The sequence below is a fragment of the Granulicella sp. L60 genome, assembly GCF_009765825.1.
In the GTDB taxonomy this organism is placed as follows: Bacteria; Acidobacteriota; Terriglobia; order Terriglobales; family Acidobacteriaceae; genus Edaphobacter.
Genome location: NZ_LMUR01000010.1, coordinates 326,660 through 347,073 on the forward strand (window position 1 = coordinate 326,660; position 20,414 = coordinate 347,073).

Annotated in this window: 16 protein-coding genes; 5 read left to right on the plus strand and 11 right to left on the minus strand. The window is 54.1% G+C overall.

Going from position 1 to position 20,414, the window contains the following annotated elements; genetic code table 11:
• Positions 1–33 precede the first annotated feature (33 nt).
• Both GSQ82_RS04650 and GSQ82_RS04655 read left to right on the plus strand, forming a co-directional pair.
• Positions 34–2,127 (plus strand): sialidase family protein, encoded by a 2,094-nt coding sequence (locus GSQ82_RS04650; protein WP_158790838.1) that lies wholly within the window; start codon positions 34–36, stop codon positions 2,125–2,127.
• 90 nt (positions 2,128–2,217) lie between these two features.
• Positions 2,218–5,403: a TonB-dependent receptor gene (locus GSQ82_RS04655; protein WP_216847016.1), complete on the plus strand. Its 3,186-nt coding sequence runs from the start codon at positions 2,218–2,220 to the stop codon at positions 5,401–5,403.
• 77 nt (positions 5,404–5,480) lie between these two features.
• Here GSQ82_RS04655 and GSQ82_RS04660 read toward each other — a convergent pair whose 3' ends face one another.
• The 10 genes from GSQ82_RS04660 to GSQ82_RS04705 all read right to left on the minus strand — a co-directional run bounded on the left by GSQ82_RS04660 (position 5,481) and on the right by GSQ82_RS04705 (position 15,349).
• Positions 5,481–5,630 (minus strand): hypothetical protein, encoded by a 150-nt coding sequence (locus tag GSQ82_RS04660; RefSeq protein ID WP_158790840.1) that lies wholly within the window; start codon positions 5,628–5,630, stop codon positions 5,481–5,483.
• An 85-nt stretch (positions 5,631–5,715) separates the two neighbouring features.
• Positions 5,716–5,859: a hypothetical protein gene (locus tag GSQ82_RS04665; protein ID WP_158790841.1), complete on the minus strand. Its 144-nt coding sequence runs from the start codon at positions 5,857–5,859 to the stop codon at positions 5,716–5,718.
• A 163-nt stretch (positions 5,860–6,022) separates the two neighbouring features.
• Positions 6,023–7,987 (minus strand): asparagine synthetase B, encoded by a 1,965-nt coding sequence (locus tag GSQ82_RS04670; protein ID WP_158790842.1) that lies wholly within the window; start codon positions 7,985–7,987, stop codon positions 6,023–6,025.
• A gap of 9 nt (positions 7,988–7,996) precedes the next feature.
• Entirely contained in the window at positions 7,997–8,371 is a 375-nt protein-coding gene (locus tag GSQ82_RS25570; RefSeq protein ID WP_158790843.1) for a lasso peptide biosynthesis B2 protein, read from the minus strand.
• On the minus strand, positions 8,364–10,427 hold the full coding sequence (locus GSQ82_RS04680; protein WP_158790844.1) for a prolyl oligopeptidase family serine peptidase: 2,064 nt from the start codon (positions 10,425–10,427) through the stop codon (positions 8,364–8,366). The genes GSQ82_RS25570 and GSQ82_RS04680 overlap by 8 nt, the downstream gene beginning before the upstream one ends.
• Complete coding sequence (locus GSQ82_RS04685; protein WP_158790845.1) at positions 10,424–11,818, minus strand: phosphotransferase; 1,395 nt, start codon at positions 11,816–11,818, stop codon at positions 10,424–10,426. The genes GSQ82_RS04680 and GSQ82_RS04685 overlap by 4 nt, the downstream gene beginning before the upstream one ends.
• Positions 11,819–11,834: 16 nt before the next feature.
• A complete protein-coding gene (locus GSQ82_RS04690; protein ID WP_158790846.1) occupies positions 11,835–13,004 on the minus strand; it encodes a hypothetical protein in 1,170 nt (389 codons plus the stop codon).
• A 134-nt stretch (positions 13,005–13,138) separates the two neighbouring features.
• Positions 13,139–14,539, minus strand: coding sequence for a class I SAM-dependent methyltransferase (locus tag GSQ82_RS04695; protein WP_158790847.1), 1,401 nt, complete (start codon positions 14,537–14,539; stop codon positions 13,139–13,141).
• Positions 14,536–15,003, minus strand: a complete 468-nt coding sequence (locus GSQ82_RS04700; protein ID WP_216847017.1) for a redoxin family protein — start codon at positions 15,001–15,003, stop codon at positions 14,536–14,538. The genes GSQ82_RS04695 and GSQ82_RS04700 overlap by 4 nt, the downstream gene beginning before the upstream one ends.
• A gap of 73 nt (positions 15,004–15,076) precedes the next feature.
• A complete protein-coding gene (locus GSQ82_RS04705) occupies positions 15,077–15,349 on the minus strand; it encodes a PqqD family protein (RefSeq protein ID WP_158790849.1) in 273 nt (90 codons plus the stop codon).
• Between the two features lie 204 nt (positions 15,350–15,553).
• On the opposite strand from GSQ82_RS04705, the gene GSQ82_RS04710 reads away from it, so the two are divergent.
• From GSQ82_RS04710 to GSQ82_RS04720, 3 genes are all read left to right on the plus strand, one after another.
• Complete coding sequence (locus GSQ82_RS04710; protein ID WP_158790850.1) at positions 15,554–17,632, plus strand: ABC transporter ATP-binding protein; 2,079 nt, start codon at positions 15,554–15,556, stop codon at positions 17,630–17,632.
• Between the two features lie 210 nt (positions 17,633–17,842).
• The gene (locus GSQ82_RS04715) at positions 17,843–18,766 is read left to right on the plus strand and encodes a LysR family transcriptional regulator (RefSeq protein ID WP_158790851.1); all 924 of its coding nucleotides are present in this window, start codon (positions 17,843–17,845) and stop codon (positions 18,764–18,766) included.
• 55 nt (positions 18,767–18,821) lie between these two features.
• Positions 18,822–19,445: a hypothetical protein gene (locus GSQ82_RS04720; RefSeq protein WP_158790852.1), complete on the plus strand. Its 624-nt coding sequence runs from the start codon at positions 18,822–18,824 to the stop codon at positions 19,443–19,445.
• Between the two features lie 24 nt (positions 19,446–19,469).
• Here the strand turns inward: GSQ82_RS04720 and GSQ82_RS04725 are convergent, their stop codons facing one another.
• A complete protein-coding gene (locus GSQ82_RS04725) occupies positions 19,470–20,387 on the minus strand; it encodes a CpaF family protein (RefSeq protein WP_158790853.1) in 918 nt (305 codons plus the stop codon).
• Positions 20,388–20,414: the final 27 nt, after the last annotated feature.

A 20,414-nucleotide genomic window follows, 5' to 3' on the forward strand; every position in this document is an offset into this window, starting at 1 on the left:
CAACTGAGACCTTGATTCGGAGTGCCCATTCCTATGAGCCTTTCTTCCTCTGGCGGCAAGCCTGAGCAACTCGTCCGTTCATACGTTTTCCTATTTCTCGTTATCGTATTGCTGTGTGGTCAGAGTGGCTTCGGCCAGCAGATACGGATACTCAATGAGGCGGTTGTTAGCCCTCCACAAGGCGGCCAACACAGCTGGTATGACATTGAGGCTGATCCTAACAACTCCAAGAATCTCATTGTTTGTGGGATGCGATGGGACGCGAAAGACAACGCTGAGCGTGGCTTTGTGTACTCATCGCAAGATGGAGGTGTGACGTGGCATCTCGCACTTGAGGACAAACACTCTAGCTGGGTTTCTGAGGAATCGTGTGCTTATGGGGTGCATGGTATCGCATATTTTATAGCTGGCGCTTCCAAGATCGACGATGCGGGAGGGTTACACCATGACCAAGGTATAACGAGAATATATGTCTCTCGCGATGGGGGAAAGAGCTGGACTCTTGGAACCGAGACTGGATGGACGGATTTCTCAGCTTCCGTAGTCGACATAAATAAAGGTGAAAACGAGAACCGGTTATATATCTTTTTCAACAATCTGTGGACCTACTATTCTTCAGTTCATGACCAAGGTAAACCGACTAATTTACCTAAGTTCAGCGATAAGGTAAGTGAGTTCGATACGACGGGGAATACGACAGGCCTAATCAGTTATAAGTATGGGGATGTTCATCCTGCTGGTCCGTTCTATAACGATGCCATGTACAAGCTGCGACTCCATGGCTCGTATCCGGCACAAAATCTTTTATTAAAAGACGGTTCCTTATTAAGCCTTTTCTGGTCGAAGAGAAGGACATTTGGTGCTGATGGCAGGCAAGATGGTAGAGAATTTATCCTTGCTGCTCAGCATACTGATCCCCAACGCCGGGTATTGTCTGAACCGGTTGTCTTACAGCAATCGACAGAGGTCCGGCAACAACAACCAATGGCGTGTAATTCATACCTCTCTGCGCCAGCTGCATATGACAAAGTGGCAAATAAGATCTATACAGTCTACCTCGGGAGCCAAGGGACCCATTGCACGTTGGTGTTAGCGACATCCACAGACAACGGAGCCACTTGGTCTTCGCATCCGTGGGTTGAGAAATCGGGTGCTCTCTCGGACTCCACAAAGATTCCGGAGCGTCGATATAAATCGCTGGCACTAGCAAGGAACAACGATGGCTCTTTAGCTCTTTTGTGGCGCGATACAAACGACAGTGACTGCTGGAATTTTGCTGCATCCACAGATGACGGATTAACGTTTTCGCATCCCAAGCAGCTTTCGGGTTGCCAGCTTGAATCTGGATCAAAATACAGACTCAGCAGTGCCACGCTGGACTTTTTCGTTGCGCAGGCTGACCCCTCCGATCCCCAAGATTATGCAAGTTTGCGCATCGAAAACCACGATAACTTTGCCCGTAGTCATACCACTGGTATTGCCGTTTCTAGCGATGGCGTCTTTCATCCGACATGGGTCACCTTTGGAAAAGGTGAGGGCCAATTGCATACTGCTGCAATTGCGATTCAAGCGCATCCCGATAGCAAAGTGCAAAGGGTTGAACTTCCGCAAGATTGGAAAGAAATCACGGGCAGGGTCCAGTTTCTGTACGGCGGAGACCAACAATACGATCCTGCATCTGGGTTGCTTACCGTCAAGACAATCATACGCAATAGCGGTAAGCAGATCCTTCAGGCACCCCTCAGGTTAGAAATCACTGCATATTCTGACGTCGGCACCGTCTACCCGATAAACGTGCAGTCCGAAGGTGCGAACCAGTATTGGGATGTTGGCGGATACCTGCCTAGTGGTGGTCTGGAGCCAGGAGGTGTAAGTCAGCCTATACCGCTGATTCTCCACTTTGTCCCTGATGCTGATGCGGAGCCTTCCGATTCCCTTGCTTCGTTGTCGATGCATCTGCTTTCGATGAATGCATCTGTTAGTCCTTTGGATTCTCGCACAAAAGGAAAAGATCAAGCACCGCTGTTGTCCCCTCCTCATATCGCTCCGAACTCCTCTGCTCGATCACAGGGGTTGGGCTCCAACCTTGATACCGATCCGCAAAAGCCACAGAACGACATTCCCTAGTGAACGTTAGGCGCAATGGCGCAATTCGGTACATATCCTCGTTTTCTTAGTTATGAAGAATTTGTGATCTCTCATTCTCAGGAGAAATTTGTGTTCATAAAAAAGTGTTCATTTGTCTTCTTGCTGTCGATTGCTTCAGCAGCTTCAGCTCAAAACGCACAGTTAACCGGGTTGGTAAAAGACCCCAGCGGTGCATGTATCGCTCGAGCCACTGTAACACTCGCAAACCAGGATACGGGGGCCGTATCAACAGCCAAAACGAACGCTGTTGGGTTCTATAACTTTTCATCCGTTATTGCTGGAAGATACGCTGTTAAAGCCGAGGCAAAAAGTTTTGCAAAAACAATGGTCGATGGTTTACGGGTCGAAACATCTGGGGATCAGAGGCTCGATATTGAACTTAGCGTTCCGCGTGGAAGCGAAACCATAACGGTGCAAGCTGGCTCCGTCAATATGAATACTGAAGATGCTTCGGTCAGCACCGTTGTCAACCAAGCCCTCATTGGCGAACTACCATTGAACGGACGTAGTCTTGACACTCTCTTCTTACTTACCCCTGGCGTGGTTCCATCGGGGACGCAGAATGGTGGCGGTCAATACTCGGTCAACGGCCAGCGATCTTCCGGCAACCAACTAACCGTGGACGGTGCCTCCGGAAATGTGTTCCTGAGTTCGACGTTCGCTGGCAGTCCTGTGACGGGGTCTGGTCAGACTGGTGTAGCCGGATCGACGTATGCCACCTCGGCCTCCGGGGGTACTAATGGCCTGTTGCCGGTAGATGCAATTGAAGAGTATCGGATGGAGACATCCACCTATTCGGCAGAGTATGGGCGTTCGCCCGGTGGTCAAATCCAAATGCGGACGCGGGGAGGAACAAACACATTTCATGGGTCTGTCTTTGAATATTTTCGCAATCAGGTGATGGATGCGACCGACTGGTTCGTAAAGTACAACGGCCTGAAACAGTCGCCACTTAGAATGAATGACTTCGGAGGCACCGTAGGTGGCACCATTTTCAAAAACAAACTATTCTTCTTCGTTGCGCACGAGACCCTTGATCTTGATCAGCCAAACAGTACTAAGGCAAGCGTTCCAAGTGCCTTCGCACTGCAATCGGCCAGTGCGACCTTTGCACCGCTTATAGCAGCATTCCCCAAGGGAAATGGTGGAACCGCCGCTACCAGTAAGAATCCACAATACACCGATATTTACAATGCTGCCTATGCGACGAAGATAATCGATCACTCAACGTCCGCCCGGTTTGACGCTAATCTGCCAGGGGGATACAAAGCATTCTTCCGCTTCAACCTTGCTCCGTCGTCTTCGACGAATACACTTTGGGACTCAAGCAACTCCTCGCTTGGGTTGAATACTTATACGGGTGGCGTCACTAAATCGTTCACGTCGTCGTTGCTCAACGAATTGACGGCTAATTACAGTACGAACCATACAGCATTTAGTTATAAGTTGCTTCCCATAGATGGAGGCGATCCGAGCGGCCTCAATCAATTCTGTTCCACTGAGGCATATAGTCCCGGTGGTAGTTCTTCGCGTTGTACGTTTACTGGTGTGCGAGGCTGGACAGGGATCAATTTAGGTGTGCCACAGGCAGGCGATGTGAGCCAGTGGAATGTAATTGACAAACTCCATTGGACGATGGGCCGACATTCCCTTACTTTTGGCACTGATTTTCGGCGCCTGTTGACCAGTTTTGCGCCCTATACGAACGACACTGTTTATCTTGGCTTTTTCAATAGTCCTACTGTTATCTCGGGTACTGCCTTTGATGAAGCAGCGACCCAAACAGCAACATTCAACAAACTCTCATTTCCAGTGGATAATCTGTCTCTATTCGCTCAAGACGCCTGGCATATTACAAGCCGCCTCACAGTGAATTATGGTTTACGGTGGGAATATAATCCGCCAGTGTCCGATGGGAACGGCGGACCCCTTGCTCTCATCGGAAGTTCAACCAATCTTTCAAGCCTAGTACCTGCGCCAACCGGTACTCCACTTTATAGGGCGGAACATGGTGCTTTTGCTCCTCGGCTGGGATTTGCCTACCAGCTTCAGAATCGTCAAGGCTTTGCTACTGTGTTGCGCGCAGGGGCTGGAATATTCTACGACACGGGGCAGGCTGCCACTACATTGGGCAGCGTCAGCAATAGTTACCCCTACGTCATTACTGCTTCAGCAAGCAATGTTCCCTTCAGTCAGATCAACTTCAAATCGCTTCAGCAAAGCGCTCCGGCGCAGACTTTGCCCCAGGACACTCTCTATGCTGTCGATCCGCATCTGACACTCCCTTATACGGGACAATGGAACCTCGCCGTTGAGCAGCAGCTCTTTGGCAACACTTCGGTAAGCGCAACGTACTTGGGCGCCGATGGAGAGAAGCTTGGATCGACTATAGCTGCACAGGGCCTCACTCCGTCGCTTGTTACGCCAACAGACGGAGAGCTATTTTTGTTGACCAATCGCGGTAGATCGAACTATCAGGCGCTGCAGCTCCAGGCGACGGTTCGCGCGGCCTCTGGAATCGATGCTCTCGTGGCTTATACGTACTCGCACAATCTGGACAATGGAACGTCCGATTTTTCAGGTCCGAGTGCCAATGTGACGGACTACTGGGGAAATGCAGACAACGATATCCGTCATGTCTTTTCGGCTGGAATGAGTCTGAGGCCTAAAGGCATGTCTGAAAGTAAGCTGCTCAAAGTGGTGTCAACGGGTTGGGTAGTGAACACATTTATACGGCTGCAAACCGCAACGCCTCTATCCGTATTTGCCACCATTTATACGGTAGACAACAGCAACCAAGGCTTCGCCGATCGCGTTCCGGGAGTTCCGGTATACAAACATGGTCCTAGTACGGGAGTATGCGCGGTTACCGAGAGCTGCATCCCTGGTGGCGTTCAGCTAAACCCAGCAGCATTTGCCGATCCTCCGAGAGATCCCGTGACCTTGGCACTGCTTAGAGACGGCGATAGTGGCCGGAACGCCTATAGGCTATTTGGACTACATGAGTTCGACCTATCTACGGGAAGAAAGTTCGCTGTTACGGAGCGTGTGGGTTTCGAGTTCAAAGCGGAGGCCTTCAACATACTGAATACCCCGACATTCGCGAATGTGCAGACAGGACTAGATTTCAACACAAACTTCGGACAAGCCCAAAACACCTATTCGGCTTTTACTGGGGGAAACGGGGGGCAAAATTCGACTTTTCAGCTTGGTGGCGCAAGAAACATACAACTTACGGGCAGACTAACGTTCTGAAAACGTTGCAAATACCTTATCATCTCAGCATTGTTGAGAAGTTAGGGGGGGTAGTCCCCCCCCCGACTGACCATCACCTATTCATCTACTTCATAGGCGCCGTTTGTGCCATTGCTTGGATCGCTTGAATCGCTGCAGAGGTTGTTGGGTTTTCCCGCGCCGCCACCGCTTTCGACGAGGTGAATAGCCCTACCGAGGGGTTGCATTGTTGGTACTTGATATTTCATATCCTTCTCCTTAGACATTGGTGATGTTGAGTTGATCTGGCATGGGTTCGTAGATCTAGTGCTCCATGTCTTCCGGGAGCAAGCCCTATTCGTCTACTTCGTATGCTCCTGCGGATTTCGCATCACCACCATCTGGGCAATGATGTGTGTTTTTGTTGCCGCCGTTTGTGTGGGTGATCAATTTGGAGGCAAGCTCCAGTGGACTGAGCGTAGGCTGTTGGTAACGCATGATAGTTCTCCTTTCAGATTCATGGCCGGCTTTGGCGGTCGGCCACGCTTGCTGTCACTGTTCACCGACGGTGACGATTTCTATTCATCGACCTCATATGCGCCATCGCTATAACAAGGGCCGCTGGTGTCTTGACACTGTGTCGCACATTTGTCGTAGTTAGCTATCCGATTGAGGGGATGTGCGGGGGATGTGAATGGGCGCGTGTATTGCATTGTGTGTCTTCCTTTTCAGAAACTGGCGTCGTATTGACGCCGCGTAAGTTGGCCAATTGCATCGGCATGTTGCGCTGCATAAGCCAGTAACAAGCTCCTAGAACACCGTGGAGCAGCACAACTGGTGCCTCCTTACCCTGACGCAGCCTTTCTATGTCCTTAAGCACTTGGGTCACGTCAATGTAGCGTTCCCCGATGGCTGACTTAGGCAGCAGTGATTCGAGGGCCGCCGCGGAGTCGATCAGCTCTAAGGCTATTTCCCGTTTCCCCAACCACTTCGTCTTGCGGAAAAGTACAACATCTGGCACGATGCCCTTCAGCGCCCGTCGCATCAACGATCGCCGCTGTTTCGCACGGAGAAGCTGTTCTTCAGGAATAGCAAAGAGAAAAGCGACGAGGTCGCGGTCGTAATAAGGAAGCGTCAACCGCCCATCTACCCCTGTAATACTCAATGGCCTGTTCTGAAGAGTCGAAGCGAGCGTGAGATAAGCGGAATTGGGAGAATTTGGGCCGGGCAGGTAATCCTGCCATGTTCGAACAGCGCTGAGGCTTCGTTCACGGGCGTCATAGCGCTTGGCGAACTCGGGTTGTAGCCAGGTCGACACTTCCGCGGTTGCATCCAGTTTTGCCCGCACGGTCAAAGGCATGAGCTCAAGGACAGAGCGGCCCAGCAGTGTCCAGATAGGAACCTTTCGCTGCAAACTCCAAGCCTGAATTTGCTCCCAGTATGTTGGTAGGTGCAAAGTCCAGAGCGATGTTGCAAGTTGCGGTACAGGATTCTGGACTCCACCAAGGAGCTCATCTCCGCCAAGACCTGCGAGATGAACCCGGTTGGACTGTGCTGCTGTCGCGTCAGATACTCGGAGTTCATGCTGTAATGTGCTGTTGAAGGAGCCAGGTAGTGGAGAAAAGCGTTCAGCAGGCAATGGGACGAGCCCAAGCCTGGACTTGGACATTTGCAAGTGGGTTCCCGTCTTGCCGATATGTGCCTCAATTGCCTCGTAGTACGGACGTTCGTCACCACCAGGCTCGTCCAACGAATAATACGAGAGGGTATTGATAAGAGCATTGGCTTCGCCTCGATTGATCAGGTCGTAAGCAATACACACAATCGAACTGGAGTCGAGCCCTCCGCTCAAATCTGCTTGGATGGGGTAGTTGGTTCGCATACGGTGACGCAGTGACTGTCGCAGAAAGTAGCGGAAATGCTCTTCGTATTCAGCATCCGACTTGTAGCGGATGGGCCGTTGATGAGCGAAGCTCCAGTAACGCTGAATGCGAAGTCGATGAGTGTCGACCTCAACATATGATCCCGGTGGCACCGCTTGAATCTCAGCATAAGGAGTGAGCTGCGGCTCAGGATGGGAAACAAAGTAGCCAGCGAAGTATTCGTCGCATAGCGCAAACTCCTCGCCACTGTGCAGAACGAGAGTCGTAAGGTTCGTCGACCAGAACAGGCTCTTAGGGGTTCGCAGATAATAGAGCTTACGAATGCCGATGTAGTCCCTTGCAAGAATGAGGCGCCGCCGTCTCCGATCCCAGACCGTCATTGCCCAATCGCCAATAAGACGTCGGAAGCAATCTGTACCCCAATGATCGAAAGCCGCAGCAGCAAGTTCCGCATCGGTGGGAAGATCGACCGATCTGCTGTCCAGAGCGAGAAGCAGTTCCTCCTGATTATCCAGTCGGCCGTCCCATAGCACTCGATTCCCGTCCCGACTGTGAATCGGCTGTACTTCCAACGAGTCCTCTGCGGTGACGTAATAGGCGCGATATAGAAGTGTGAGGCCATCTTCTGCATGCTCCCCGCGGCCGTCAGGTCCATGTTGAGCAAGTGACTGCTCAAACGCCAGTATCTGGGACGGGTCTACAGGGGCGTGATCGAAATGCCAGATGCCTGCTTGCATACTCATGCAGTTCTCCTAGCAGCGGTCCAGGATTAAATACTCTGCCTGTACTTCAGGCTTGTCGTTTACAACGCGTCCATCGACTTCGACCCAGGCATGCGATTTGAGTGGCAGCCGTTGTGCTCCTATAGTGAGTTCTGCGGCTATTCCATGTTGTCGAAGCAGCACAGTCGCCACGGTGGACCGCTGCAGGCATAGTGCGTGCTTGGGGTACCACATGCATGCATGAGCTACTGCCGTACAGATTGTCTCTATGTCGTTTGGACTTGGGGTGTGTCTCGCGACGGGGATGTTCCGAACCTGTTTATACAGAGCGAAAAAGTCATGCTTCCGAAGGAAGAAATCATACCGCAGCAGTTCAATCAGGGAACGAAGGATCAATCTACGCATGGGGTACCTCGATCTCGAGTTGCCGGCACAGAAAGGCAACTCGATGAACTAATGCATCGATTCGCGTGGATAAGGGAAGAGTGGCGAAATGACCACGCAGAGGATTCCAGTCGAGAAGGACCGGGTTCGCATCGCGTTCTTCCACCGGAAGCGCACTCATTGCGGCCTGGAGACGCGCGATGTATTTGAGCGCGTGCATGGGGTCACAACGAGTGTCTGCGCCTCCCGAAACCATGAGCAGAGCGGGGTATGAAACCCCGTCTTTGATGTTGTGATACGGCGAGTAGTCCAGGAGTATCGGGAAATCATATGGATCTTCAGAAGAGCCGAACTGGGAGAGGTAGAACTGAGTATTGTCAAAGCGGTGGTAACGGAGCATGTCGAGGAATGGAGCGACGCAAAGCACGGCTCGGATAAGATCTGGCCGTTGTGTCATGGCGACCCCCATGAGCAAACCTGAATTGGAGCCACCAGCAACTGCGAGTTTCCTGGGGTGGGTGAACCCCTTCCCAGTCAGATAGTCGGCCGCCGCAATGAAATCAGAGTGAACGGTCGGGCGATTTCTGCGAATACCAGCCTGGTGCCAGGCTTCTCCGAACTCGCCTCCGCCTCGCACATTGGCTATGGCAAAGTGACCGCCGATTTCGACGAAGTAACTCGCCAGGGGGGAATATCGTGGTGTGAGGCTAATGCCTGCAGCGCCATAGGCGGTCAGCACTGTAGGAACCGATCCACGTTTGAACGTTTCGGGTTTACCCAGAATCGTTATGGGGATCTGCGTACCGTCCGGTGCGGCGTAGGTGGAGCGCCGAGCATCGAAGGAAAGCCTGGCGAGACGCTCTTCCGAAAATGGCTCGTTCGATTGTGTCTGGAAAAGATAGCGATATACCGAAGGGGGCTGACAGTAGGATTCGAAGCTGTAGAAGAACTCCGTTGTGTCGCCACCGATGATACTGATGCTGCCAGATTCCGGCGTCGTGAGCGTGCTGACCAAGCTGCCGTCGAGCGTGTAAATCCGAACTGTGCTGGCCAGATCCTCCACAGTGGCGACAACTAAGTAGTCGCTGAAGATTCGCCAACTCTGAATGCGCTGCGGTCCTTCCTCGAGTACAAGTTCCGCCGCTTCAATATCAGGAGCTGCGAGTGAGGTCTTAAGGATGCGAAGGTTTGGAGCCTGGACGTTTGTAGCGAAGAACAGTGACTCTCCCGCAATCCTGAAGTCGTACTGGTCTGTCGTGTCCTCAAGTAAGGCGAGAATTGGATTGCCACAGGTGCCCAGGTTCTGAAGGTAGTAGCTTTGAAAGACTTCATCAGGCTTGGCCTTGATAGTGACATGCATCGCGATACCTGACTCGCGGTCCAGACCGCTGACCAAACGAAGCTTCTCGGATCGGCCGCCATAGAACACAGTTTTGTCTTGAGCGAGTTCCGTGCCGAGTTGGTGAATCTTAACGCTCTTGGGTTGGGTCGGGTTACCCACCTCTTCGGTCACATAGAGGAATCCCTTTCCATTCTTGAGGAACGAGAAGCCGCGCAGTGCCCCTTTGGGCAATTCATCTGGTAGAGTGGCTCCCGTCGTCACGTCGAGAATGCGAACGCGTCGGGCACCTTGCCCACCTGTACGGACCCCATAGGCCAGCAGGCCCCCATCTGCAGAAACGTCGACGATGGTGACCGAAGCATCCTTCCCCTCTCCAAGGGATTCCGGATCAAGCAATCGACGGTCTTCTCCATTGAAGCTTTCTCTCAGATAAATGCTGGACTGTTCTTCGCCGCGGTTACGCTTCGAAAAGAAGTAGCGATCCGCTACCTTCCTCACCTCACCGATACTTCCTATATCAAACAGCTCTGCGAGACGTTGCCGCATGAGATCGCTGTCTGGAAGGCCCGCAAAGTAGCTTTGGGTGTAAAGCGTCTGCTCATTGGTCCAGGCTTGCGTTTGTTTCGATTGATGGTCTTCGAGCCAGCGGTATGGATCGACAACGGACACACCGTGGTATATGTCTGTGACCGGCTTCGGAACGGAGTAGGGGGCGAGTATTTGCGTGACGCTCATAGCACACCTACCGGTTGTAAGAGTTCAAGTTCTCGTTGCAACCGTCGCAGGAGGCTTCTGTTCACCTTGTCGAGCATGGGGCTCGTATCCTGGTTTGCGGGATTGGCTTGTCCTTGAAGAGCGTGGATCAATACTGCCACCGCGGGCGAGAGACGCAGGCCTGCGTCGACACGACTACGCCCCAGGAGTGAGGTCCAACTGCGATAGGCATAGTTGCGGTGCATGCGTTCTCGCCACTCTGCATGGCTGGGGTGGTCTTTGATCGTGCGGTTCCAGAAAAACTCCCAGGATATAAAGGGGAAGGCCACGTAAGCTTCCGCCCAGTCGATAAGGATCGGCCACCCATTCTTGACGATGACGTTATGAGGACTGAAGTCGCCGTGGGCGATGCTGTACGGAATGTCGACGTCTTCGACCTGATGGCAGAGGTCGCGGCAGCCTTGGGCAATATCCCGCAACTCTGCCCTGCTGAGCATCGCCGGCGGAGAGCTTGGTTGCCTCGCTGCGACCTCGATCATGGATTCGAAAAAGGGATCGATGGATTCCAGAATCCTGGGAATGCGCCAGTCTGCGCAGCCGAGGTCCAGAAGCTTGTCCTCACAATTCGTAAACACGGTCTGCACCTTGGCCAGAATGCGGGCTGTCAAAGCCCAGGGCCTTCCATCCGGCTCTACGTCCAGTTCGTGCCCGTTGACCTCTTCTGCCAGCCATCCATTGACCTCCGGCTTGGTTGCTACTACCTTGGAGAACCACCAGGGGCATTGCGCAGTCAGCAATTGCGTTATAGCGAACTCGCGCACATTGGGTTCACCCACCGCTTTGAACCAGAGGGCGGCCGGGGTTTCAGGGGTAGCCTCGCCAATTGGCTCTACCCCGATTCGGAAGAGTGCAAACCATGGGTCGCCATTCCACTGCTTGAAGCTGACCTCCCGCAGACCGAGAGTTGAAAGCTGAGATGTATACCAATCGCGGAGCTCATCAAGCCCCCTATAACGACCGAAGCTGCTCGGCCTTTCCCCAGAGTCGTAAGACTCGAATTCATGGAGACCTTCGACCAGAACTTGTCGATCTTCGATGCTAAGCTGTGCTCTCGCCTGTTCTGGCGTAACCCAGTTGAATGACGCGGGAGCGTCCAGGCTGTCATTCTGGAAGCGACATATCGCCGTCAGAGCCCCGGTTCGACCTTCTCCTTCGACACGAGCGGAGAGAATCAGAAACAGATCAATCCCATACTTGTCGCGGGCGACATCGGTTACTGAATGTGCGAGTCGAGTGAACCGCGGAATCTCAACGGTGGGAAGGCTTTCAGAGGCCCCGCAGCGATTTACGAGGACCTGTTTATGTCTGTCGAGAACAACCAGATAGACGAGTTGGTGCGCTTCCTCTGACATCGATTTTCTCCTCACATCATGCGTACATGACCGACCTTGTGGTTTGCAGTTCTTTGAGCTGATGGTGCAGCAACCTCGCTAAGGATCGGAGGTAGCTGTCGTAGGGACTTGGGCCATGGCACTCGCGCTCGTGATAGAACATTGCTACCGCGAGAACTGCAAACGTCGGCAAGAGGCGAGCCCCCACCTCAACAGACGACTTCCCGTATGAGTCGGCCCAGGGTTCTAAATAGGTGCGGCGGAGCGTATTTTGCCAGGGTTTGCGTTCTGGCGCTTCGACGGCCATGCGATTCCACAGATACTCGCCGGCGATCAGGGGTAGGCTCACGCACGCTTCTGCCCAGTCGATGTAGATCGGTTTCTGTTGATGGATGAGTGTGTTGTGCGGGCTGAAATCTGCGTTCGCCAGCCCCTCTGAGAAGGGCAGGTCTGCAGCCGCTAGACACAATTCTTCTACCCCTCGTTCCAATAAAGAGAGATCGGTCGCTCTCAGTATGGCTGGTGTCAGCGTCTGCTGCCGCTCCATAGCCGATGCGATGTGTGTAAGAAACCCTGGCAGCCTCTCGACAAGGGCGGAAGGGCGAAGATCGGCTGCACCGGAGGCCAGCAGTATCTCGGAATTGCCCATCCAATCTACCTGAATCTCCGCGAGGGATCTGGCTACTTTCTTCCACGTATCAAGGTTCTCTATCGCATGCAGCTCTGTGCCTTCAATGTGCTGCAAGAGAAAGGCATTCCATCGCGCCTCGGAGGCAACAACCCGCGGGAAGTATTGTGGATGGCGATCCGCAAGTAACCTTGAGATCCAAAATTCACGAACGTTGAAGTCGGTCACTGATTTGAACCAGAAGGTAGGACCGTTTGTGAAGACTTGAAGCAGGACGCCCCCGACCCGGCCATTCCATTGTTCGAGACGGTGAACCGAGTAGCCCATGCTTTGCAAGGTGTTGATTATCCATTCAGTTGTCTCGGTGTACCAGGCGTACCCCCCGAACTCCGGGTTTGTAGTATCGACGGAAGAAAGAACAGACGCAAACTCTTGTCCCGCTAGATCGCCGGCGTCGCTCCAGGTGAGACCAGAGGGAAGACCGTTCTCAGGTCTGTGCAACCGCACGACATGAAGCCGTGTTTCGGGATTGTTTGGCAGCACAAGAGAGAAGATATCGAGGTGTAATTGTTCGCGCACAGCTCGCGACAACATAATGCCAACTCGACCGGGCGATACATCGACTTCAGGCAGCGACCAGCCAGCGGGGGACCTCCGAACGGCCACTCGGCCAAATTCATTGAGAATCAATAGGGTAGCTTTGTATGTCTGTGTCACACTGCACCCCCTCTTGGCCCGCACACAAGCAGCCTGCGTCCATCCTTCGCCGGGGTCAGTATGTCTACATGCGGAAAATGACGACCCAAGGCGCTTGCGAATTCCTCTGGGGAGTACCAGGAGTCTGCGTCAGGGCGCCATTCCGCTGGCTGGACGCGTTCGCGACCGACATATTCTACGAGTGCCCGTCCGCTGGAGAAGCTCTTTACACCGCTTGCGATCTCTTCAAAGTCCAAACGGTACTTGCCGAAGACCATGTGGTGCGCCAAGGCGAAGCACAGCACAAGATCGGACTTTAGACGTTCTGTCGCTGGAGGGAACCAGCGATGGTTGACTCCCCGCCCCGGCGTGGGAAGAGTGAAGTCAAGGACCACCGGGTAAAGCGACAGATCACTCTCTTGTGTGTTGGTGTAGGCGACGTCTACAAGAGCAGGATCGAAATCGGCGGCTATGACCTCACGACCCTGTTGTGCGGCTTGACGTGCATAATGACCTGTATTCGCACCCAGATCGAGCACACTGCTAATTTTCTCTCGCTCGAGAATCGACGTCAGAACTTCCTGCTTGCGAGCCCAGGATGTTCCGATGCCCAAGTCGCAGTCCGTCGCAAAGTAGTCGATCCAACGGTTAGCGGGCGCCGACAAGGCGAGGGACTCGATCTCCGCTGCCGCTTGTTCGAGGAATGGTATAACACTGCTCTCTGCGCCATCGGGGTTCCATTCGGTCCATGCAGACTCAAGATGTTCGATGTCCCTTTGCGACACGCCTTCTCGAAGATCCTCGCACAGCCTTCTCGCCGTGTGCTCACAACCATGCTCCACGAGCAGTAATGGGCGAATGAAGAAGCTGGCGAGCTTTTCATAACTCCGCGCAAAGGTTTGAGAGTCGAGGCGCACGATGGAGGCGGGATTGGCATACGAAAACTGTCGTCCGTCGAACAGCAGTGTCCATGGGTGCGGGTTCCGCAGGGTGAGGTCGTGCTCGGCGAGTCGGACAAACAACTCGATGAGACGAAGGCTCGCCGCACGCCACATCTTTGGAGACCACTCATGCCAGTAAGTAATCCGCGGGGTGGAATCGAGTTCGTAGACGGCATCGAACCCAGGCACTGACGAAGGACGGCGGTCCAATCCGAAAAGTAAGCGTTGTGCGAACAGGTCATCAAGGACGTGAGAATGCAGTAAGTTGGTGACGAATTCGGCATGTGGGGCCAGGACACCCAGCCAGAGGCGCCGTTCACGCCAGAACAGCCGAGCTTGAGGATCGCCGAAGTAGCGAGCGTAGTAGTGCAGCCTGGAAGAATCAATTGGCTCATCCGCCGCTTGCTCGAACAAGCGAGGGCCATCCTGCCGAGCGACCTCGGCCAACGCAAGCGAGCTGCGCGCGACGGCATTCATAGAGTCGCCTCGACTCTTTCGGACACGGACCTGACGACGGGGGACAACTCGTCGAGAAGCATCCGAAGGTTTATCGCCGTGTCGTTGAACAACTGGTGTTGGCCAGTGAAGACCCCGCGCAACTGCTGTTGGCTATCGATGGCGATGAGCGTCGGAAAGTAAAGCCATGTCGAGCGTGGAATGCTGAGGGCATTGCAAAGGTCACGGTTCGTGCAATGCCTGAGCGGAAAGCTGGTGTGTGTTTCGTCCGCGAACTCTGCCAATCCCTCTTCACATGCGTTCTGAATGCAGATCCCAACAAACTCGATTTCGGGGGAATACTCGTAACGAAGCTCTGAAAGAGACCGGGCGAGTTGTTTGCAACTTCCGCAGTCGATACCCAGAACAAACAGCAGAACGGCTCGTCCGCCCGATCCTGCAAGATGCAACGGAGTGTTCTCCTCTGTTGCGGGAAGCAGGATCATATCCCGTATGGGTTCCGCCGAAGACTCTGGATTGCTAAGGAAGCTACGAGACATCTCCATTTCCGGGTCCTTTCTAAACCGAGGGCATTTCCGATTCGACGATTCCGTAGGAACGCAGCTGCGCCATGAAGTTCGCGAGATCAGGTCGGACGATTTCGGGAAAGACCTCGCATTCTCGGCTGATGGTCGCAATGATCTGGTCTTCAGGAACGGACTGCTTGAGAAGTTCGAGAATTCTCCCGCCCACTGGATCAGAGGTGAACATCAGGCCGCTCTTGATCTCCATGACGACGGCACCATCCGGGGTGTTGATTAGGCGTGTTGATCTGGAAATCTGTTCACTCATGGCGACTGCCTATCCTTTCGAATGCGACGGGCGGGAACTCCTGGGAGAGGGGGACGTCGATTCAGGTGAAAGGATCATGCGCTCATGTCCATGGTCTGCGCCATGTCCATTTGGCCTGTCCATTTGGTCCGCCCTTGTGGCCGGCCAACCGGCCATAGCGGTACGTTTCAATCTGTGCTAGGCGCAGTTATCGCGATATGGGGAATGTCGCAAATGATGGATATGCTCGGCGGACTTATGTCCACGGAACAGGCGAATTTACAGGTAAAACCGCGTTGTAAGGCGATGTCGAACAGCAGCTATTTGGGGCAACTGCAACGCGGCCAAAATTGGATGCGCATAAGAGAGCAAATTCCTTTCACACTTTTTTGTGGAAGGTCTATGGCCATTTGGCCATGCCATCTGGTCATGGTGACAGGTGTTCGAACGCTTATACAGTTGTGTGCAGATGAACGAGGGATGGTGTTGAAATCAATGCCAGTTCTATCACCAAGCCGGGTGCAGAACATGTCTCTGCTTCGCAAGCTGCCGAAGCTTGCAAGAGAGGTGTGGCAGAGCAGTCCCGTGCTCACGATTCTGATTGTGCCGCTGAGAATGCTTGGTGCCCCGTTGCCAGTGGCTCTCCTGGCGGTCGCGGGAGCAATCCTCGATAGCATCAATCGCGTGCAACGATACGGCGGCAGCTTGCACAAGCTATGGCTTTTGCTGGCGCTCGAAGCAGGTCTCGTCGTCGCGAACGACCTCATCTCTCGTTGTAGCTCTCATTGCGACACTCTCATCAGTGATCGCTTTTCGTTGCACCTCAATCTCCGTCTGATGCAACATTGCGCGGACCTCGATCTTGAGAACTTCGAGAGCCCGGCGTTTCAGGATCGTCTGGAACGGGCAAGGACGCAGGCATCGTCGCAGGTTGCCTTGCTTCGAACTCTGTTACAGATCGGCCAGCAGACCGTGGGGGTAGTCGGGATGATCGCCAGCGCGTTCGTGCTGGCTCCTGGCCTGATTGCCATTCAGCTAATCGGAGTGTTCCCCGTAGTGTTCGCTGAGAGCTACTTCGCGAAGTACCGGTACACGCTTAACCGAAGCAGGACCGCTGTGCGTCGCCTCATGGAATACCTGTTGATCCTCGGCACCAGCTCTGCTGTTGCCAAGGAGCTCAAGTTATTCAGGCTGGGCGGACACATCAGGGAGCAGTATCGTTCAATCGGCGAGAAGTACAACCGCGAAGATGCTGAGTTGTCCGGAAAGCAAATGTATATCGGCGTCGCTCTCATGGGCCTGGGCACTGCCGTCTACTACGCAGCTTATGGCGTCCTCTTATACAGGGCCGCTCATGGTGGATTGTCGATAGGGCGTTTGGTCTTTCTGTCGGGGATACTCCAGCGCACGAAGAGTCAGCTCTCTGGACTCTTTTCGGGCATCTCACGGACGCTGGATCAGTTGATGTATCTCGGTGACGTCTTTGAACTGTTCGGCGAGACGTCCAGAATTCAAAGACCAAGAGACCCAAAAGTGTTTCCGGTTTCAATTCAATCGGGCATCGAGTTCCGCCACGTCTCCTTCGCATACGCCGGTTCTTCGAAGTGGGCCCTGCGGGATGTATCGTTCCGGATCGCACCCGGCGAGCGGATCGCTCTGGTTGGAGAGAATGGAGCGGGAAAAACCACAGTGATCAAGTTGCTGACCCGGCTCTACGATCCGACCGAAGGTCAAATATTGATTGATGGCACAGACCTGCGGGAGTTTGCACCCGAGGATCTTCGGGGCGCCGTGACGGCTGTCTTTCAGGATTTTGTTCATTACGACCTGTCCGTCAAGGACAACATCGGTTTCGGCAATATCGACAGACTCAGCGATCTCGATAGCATCGCTCGCGCGGCGAAAGAGGCTCGTGCGGCGTCCGTAATTGAGAACCTTCCGAGGCGCTACGATCAAATTCTCGGTAAGCGGTTTGATGAAGGGATGGAGTTATCGGGAGGGCAATGGCAGAAGCTTGCTCTGGCGCGCGCGTACATGAGGGATGCGGCTGTTGTCGTTCTGGATGAGCCGACAGCGGCGATCGATGCTCGTGCCGAGGCGGCGCTCTTTCACGATTTTGCGGAGATGATGACGGGGAAGATCGCCCTGCTCATCTCCCATCGGTTTTCCACGGTCAGGATCGCAGACCGAATTTTGGTGCTGGAAGGAGGGATGATTCGGGAACAAGGGAGCCACGAGGAATTGCTCGCCGCGGACGGCGAGTACGCGCAACTGTTCGAACTTCAGGCCGCCGGATATCGGTGAGCTTGTCTGAGCGCGGTCAAGCAGACCATGCCGCCTTTGTATGGGAACGTAGAGCGTACCTGAGTACGCCGAAGATGTGACTCCCTCCGATGGCGACTTTCATCTGGGTAGAAATGCATTCCGTTTCAAATCAGGTACGTCGCAGTTGCTTTGGATAGCTCGTCTTCAACTTTTTGGTTACTCAATCCTATTGTTCAAAGGCAGGTTTGCATGCAGAGCAGAAATCCCATTGAAGTCAACATACTGATTGTCGTGATCGCGCAAGAAGGCAGCTTCCTTCGGGCCTCTAAGAAACTCGGCGTCGCGGCACCATCACTCACGAGAAGAGTGTCCTCGATCGAGAGGAGCATAGGAGTAAAGCTATTCGCCAGAACCACTCGTAACGTGGAGCTGACCACAGCAGGCAGACTCTTCGTTCAGGAATCCTCTCTTTCCCTTAGCCACGCAGAACGAGCGTGGGAGCTTGCCAGGTTTCAGGGACAGATCGAGATCGGCCCGTACCGTATAGGGTATTCCCCGTACACCCACAGCGCGTTCCTGCCACTCCTGAATGGGCTTAGTCCGGTCAACGTGGCTCCATCCGATGAGCCGTCGAACATCGTGCTGCAAACGGCAAACACTCCGGAGCTGATCGAGGATGTCCTTCGGGGGCGCCTCCACGCGGCGTTGGGTGTTGGTCCGATCTCTGACCGAGACCTCTGGGTGCAAAGACTGGGACGAGAGGGATTCTCCGTCTGCCTGTCGAGAAACCATCGGTTAGCGCAGAGTACCGGCGTGACGGTTCAGGACCTTCATGGGGAAACGATATTTTGGATGCCGCGGTCGTCGCAGCCACAGTTCTACATCCAGGTCGCGAAATACATGCGCAGTCTCGGAGTCAGACCGATCTTCCGAGAGGTGAGGGCCGCATCGCACGCGTTTGAATTCGTGAGTCATGGATTCGGGGTCGCCCTGCTTCCTCGTTCTGCGTCGCGAATGTCCCATGCGGGAACCGTATTCAAGCCGCTCACGGACCGCTACCTCGGCATCGAGACGTTACTGTTCATGCGACGGGATCAGAGACACGGAGAGATCAAGGAGTTGATCGATGAACTCTTCCGTCAACTAACCGCCCTCAAAATTGAGATCAACTGAACGGTAAGGGACTCGCCCGGACCGTGTAACATCAACAAACCCTGGAGGACACATCATGAGAAATGCGTTTCGAGCCTGTCTATTGGCTTGCTTATTTCTCACTGCTTGTAAGAGCAGCGATAAGCCAAGTAACGAGAACTTCGCGAAAGCCATCGACGCGTACCTCGCGAAACACGGTAAGCTCTGCGCTTCGATCGGTCGGCCATTCCCGGTGGACATTTCGGCATCCACACTGAAGGACCAGTCTGGAACTGGCCCACAAATGGCGGCCCTGGAGCAGGCTGGTTTGGTGTATTCCTCGGATGCTACTGCCGTCTCACCGGGAATCCTCGGGGGCGCGACGCAGCACCCGGTCAAGCGGTATGAGGTCAGCGATCAGGGCAAGACCTATTTCCAGGAGCTGCCGGGCGTGTTCGGGAAGACCGGCAGTTTCTGCTATGGCGAGAAGGCGGTCGACGCGGTGGTCACGTCGTCCGCGCCTCAGACGACTGCCGGATCGAAACAGGCTGAGGTCACCTACACCTATAAGGTGCTGAACATCGCACCGTGGGCAGAGCGACCCGAGATACAGCGAGTATTCGGCGATATCAGGACTACACTGGCCGGTGCGTCGAAGGTAAATGAGACGACTGGTCTGCAACTGACGGACCAGGGATGGGTCGTGCCCGGACAACCGTAGTCGCAGTTTTTTTGGGGGGGGGGCTCACAAGTCCTGTCTGACCTCGCCCAGTCGTCGTATCTCCGTGACGTGTCGCCATCCGTCCTCGTTCATTACATGCGCGATGACATCAATGGATCGTCTGCATTCGTCTTCGATGTCATGTAATGGGACGCCGCCTGAGCCGCGCATTGCAAGTTGCGCCAGACGGCGCAACGCATCTCCGGCGCTGTTGGCGTGGATCGTCGAGAGCGAACCACGATGACCTGTGTTCAAAGCGTCAAGGAAGACCCGCGCCTCCGGTCCGCGAATCTCCCCCACAATGATCCGGTCCGGCCTATGGCGAAGAGCTGCCTTCAACAGGTCGGCGAAGCCAATTTGGCTCTTGTGAGTATCGAGCTGGGCCTCAGCAGAGATGACGTGCTGCTTCCTTATATAGAGTTCGGCTACATCTTCCAGGATCAGGATGCGGTCGTTGTCCGGGATGAAACCCGCGATGACATTCGTCAAGGTGGTCTTACCGGCGCCCGTCCCACCGGAAATTAGTAGGTTATCCCCTCGGCGTATCGCGTCCGATAAATGCCCTCCCTGCTCCGCGGTGACCATCCTGCGTTCGATCAGGTCGTCCATTGTGAACCCACGGCTGGTGAACTTTCGTATCGTTATCATGGGCTGAGGATTGACCACTGGTGGGATGAGCGCAGCCATACGGCTCCCGTCCGGCAATCGCAGATTCAGGATTGGCGAGTCGGCATCGAGTTTCTTGCCGAAGCGGTTGGCGATCACTTCGAGGCTCGTCAGAAGTGCGCCATCTTCAAATTGGATGTCCGGCTGAAACACGATGCGGCCCTTCTCCTCTATCCAGACGGAGCCGTCAGGATTCACCATGATCTCGGAGATGGTCCTGCTAGAAAGAAGATGCTCTATAGGTTTAAGAAACGGAATAATCACGTCGAAGCTCATCGTTGATCTCCCTCGTCGGTTGAATGT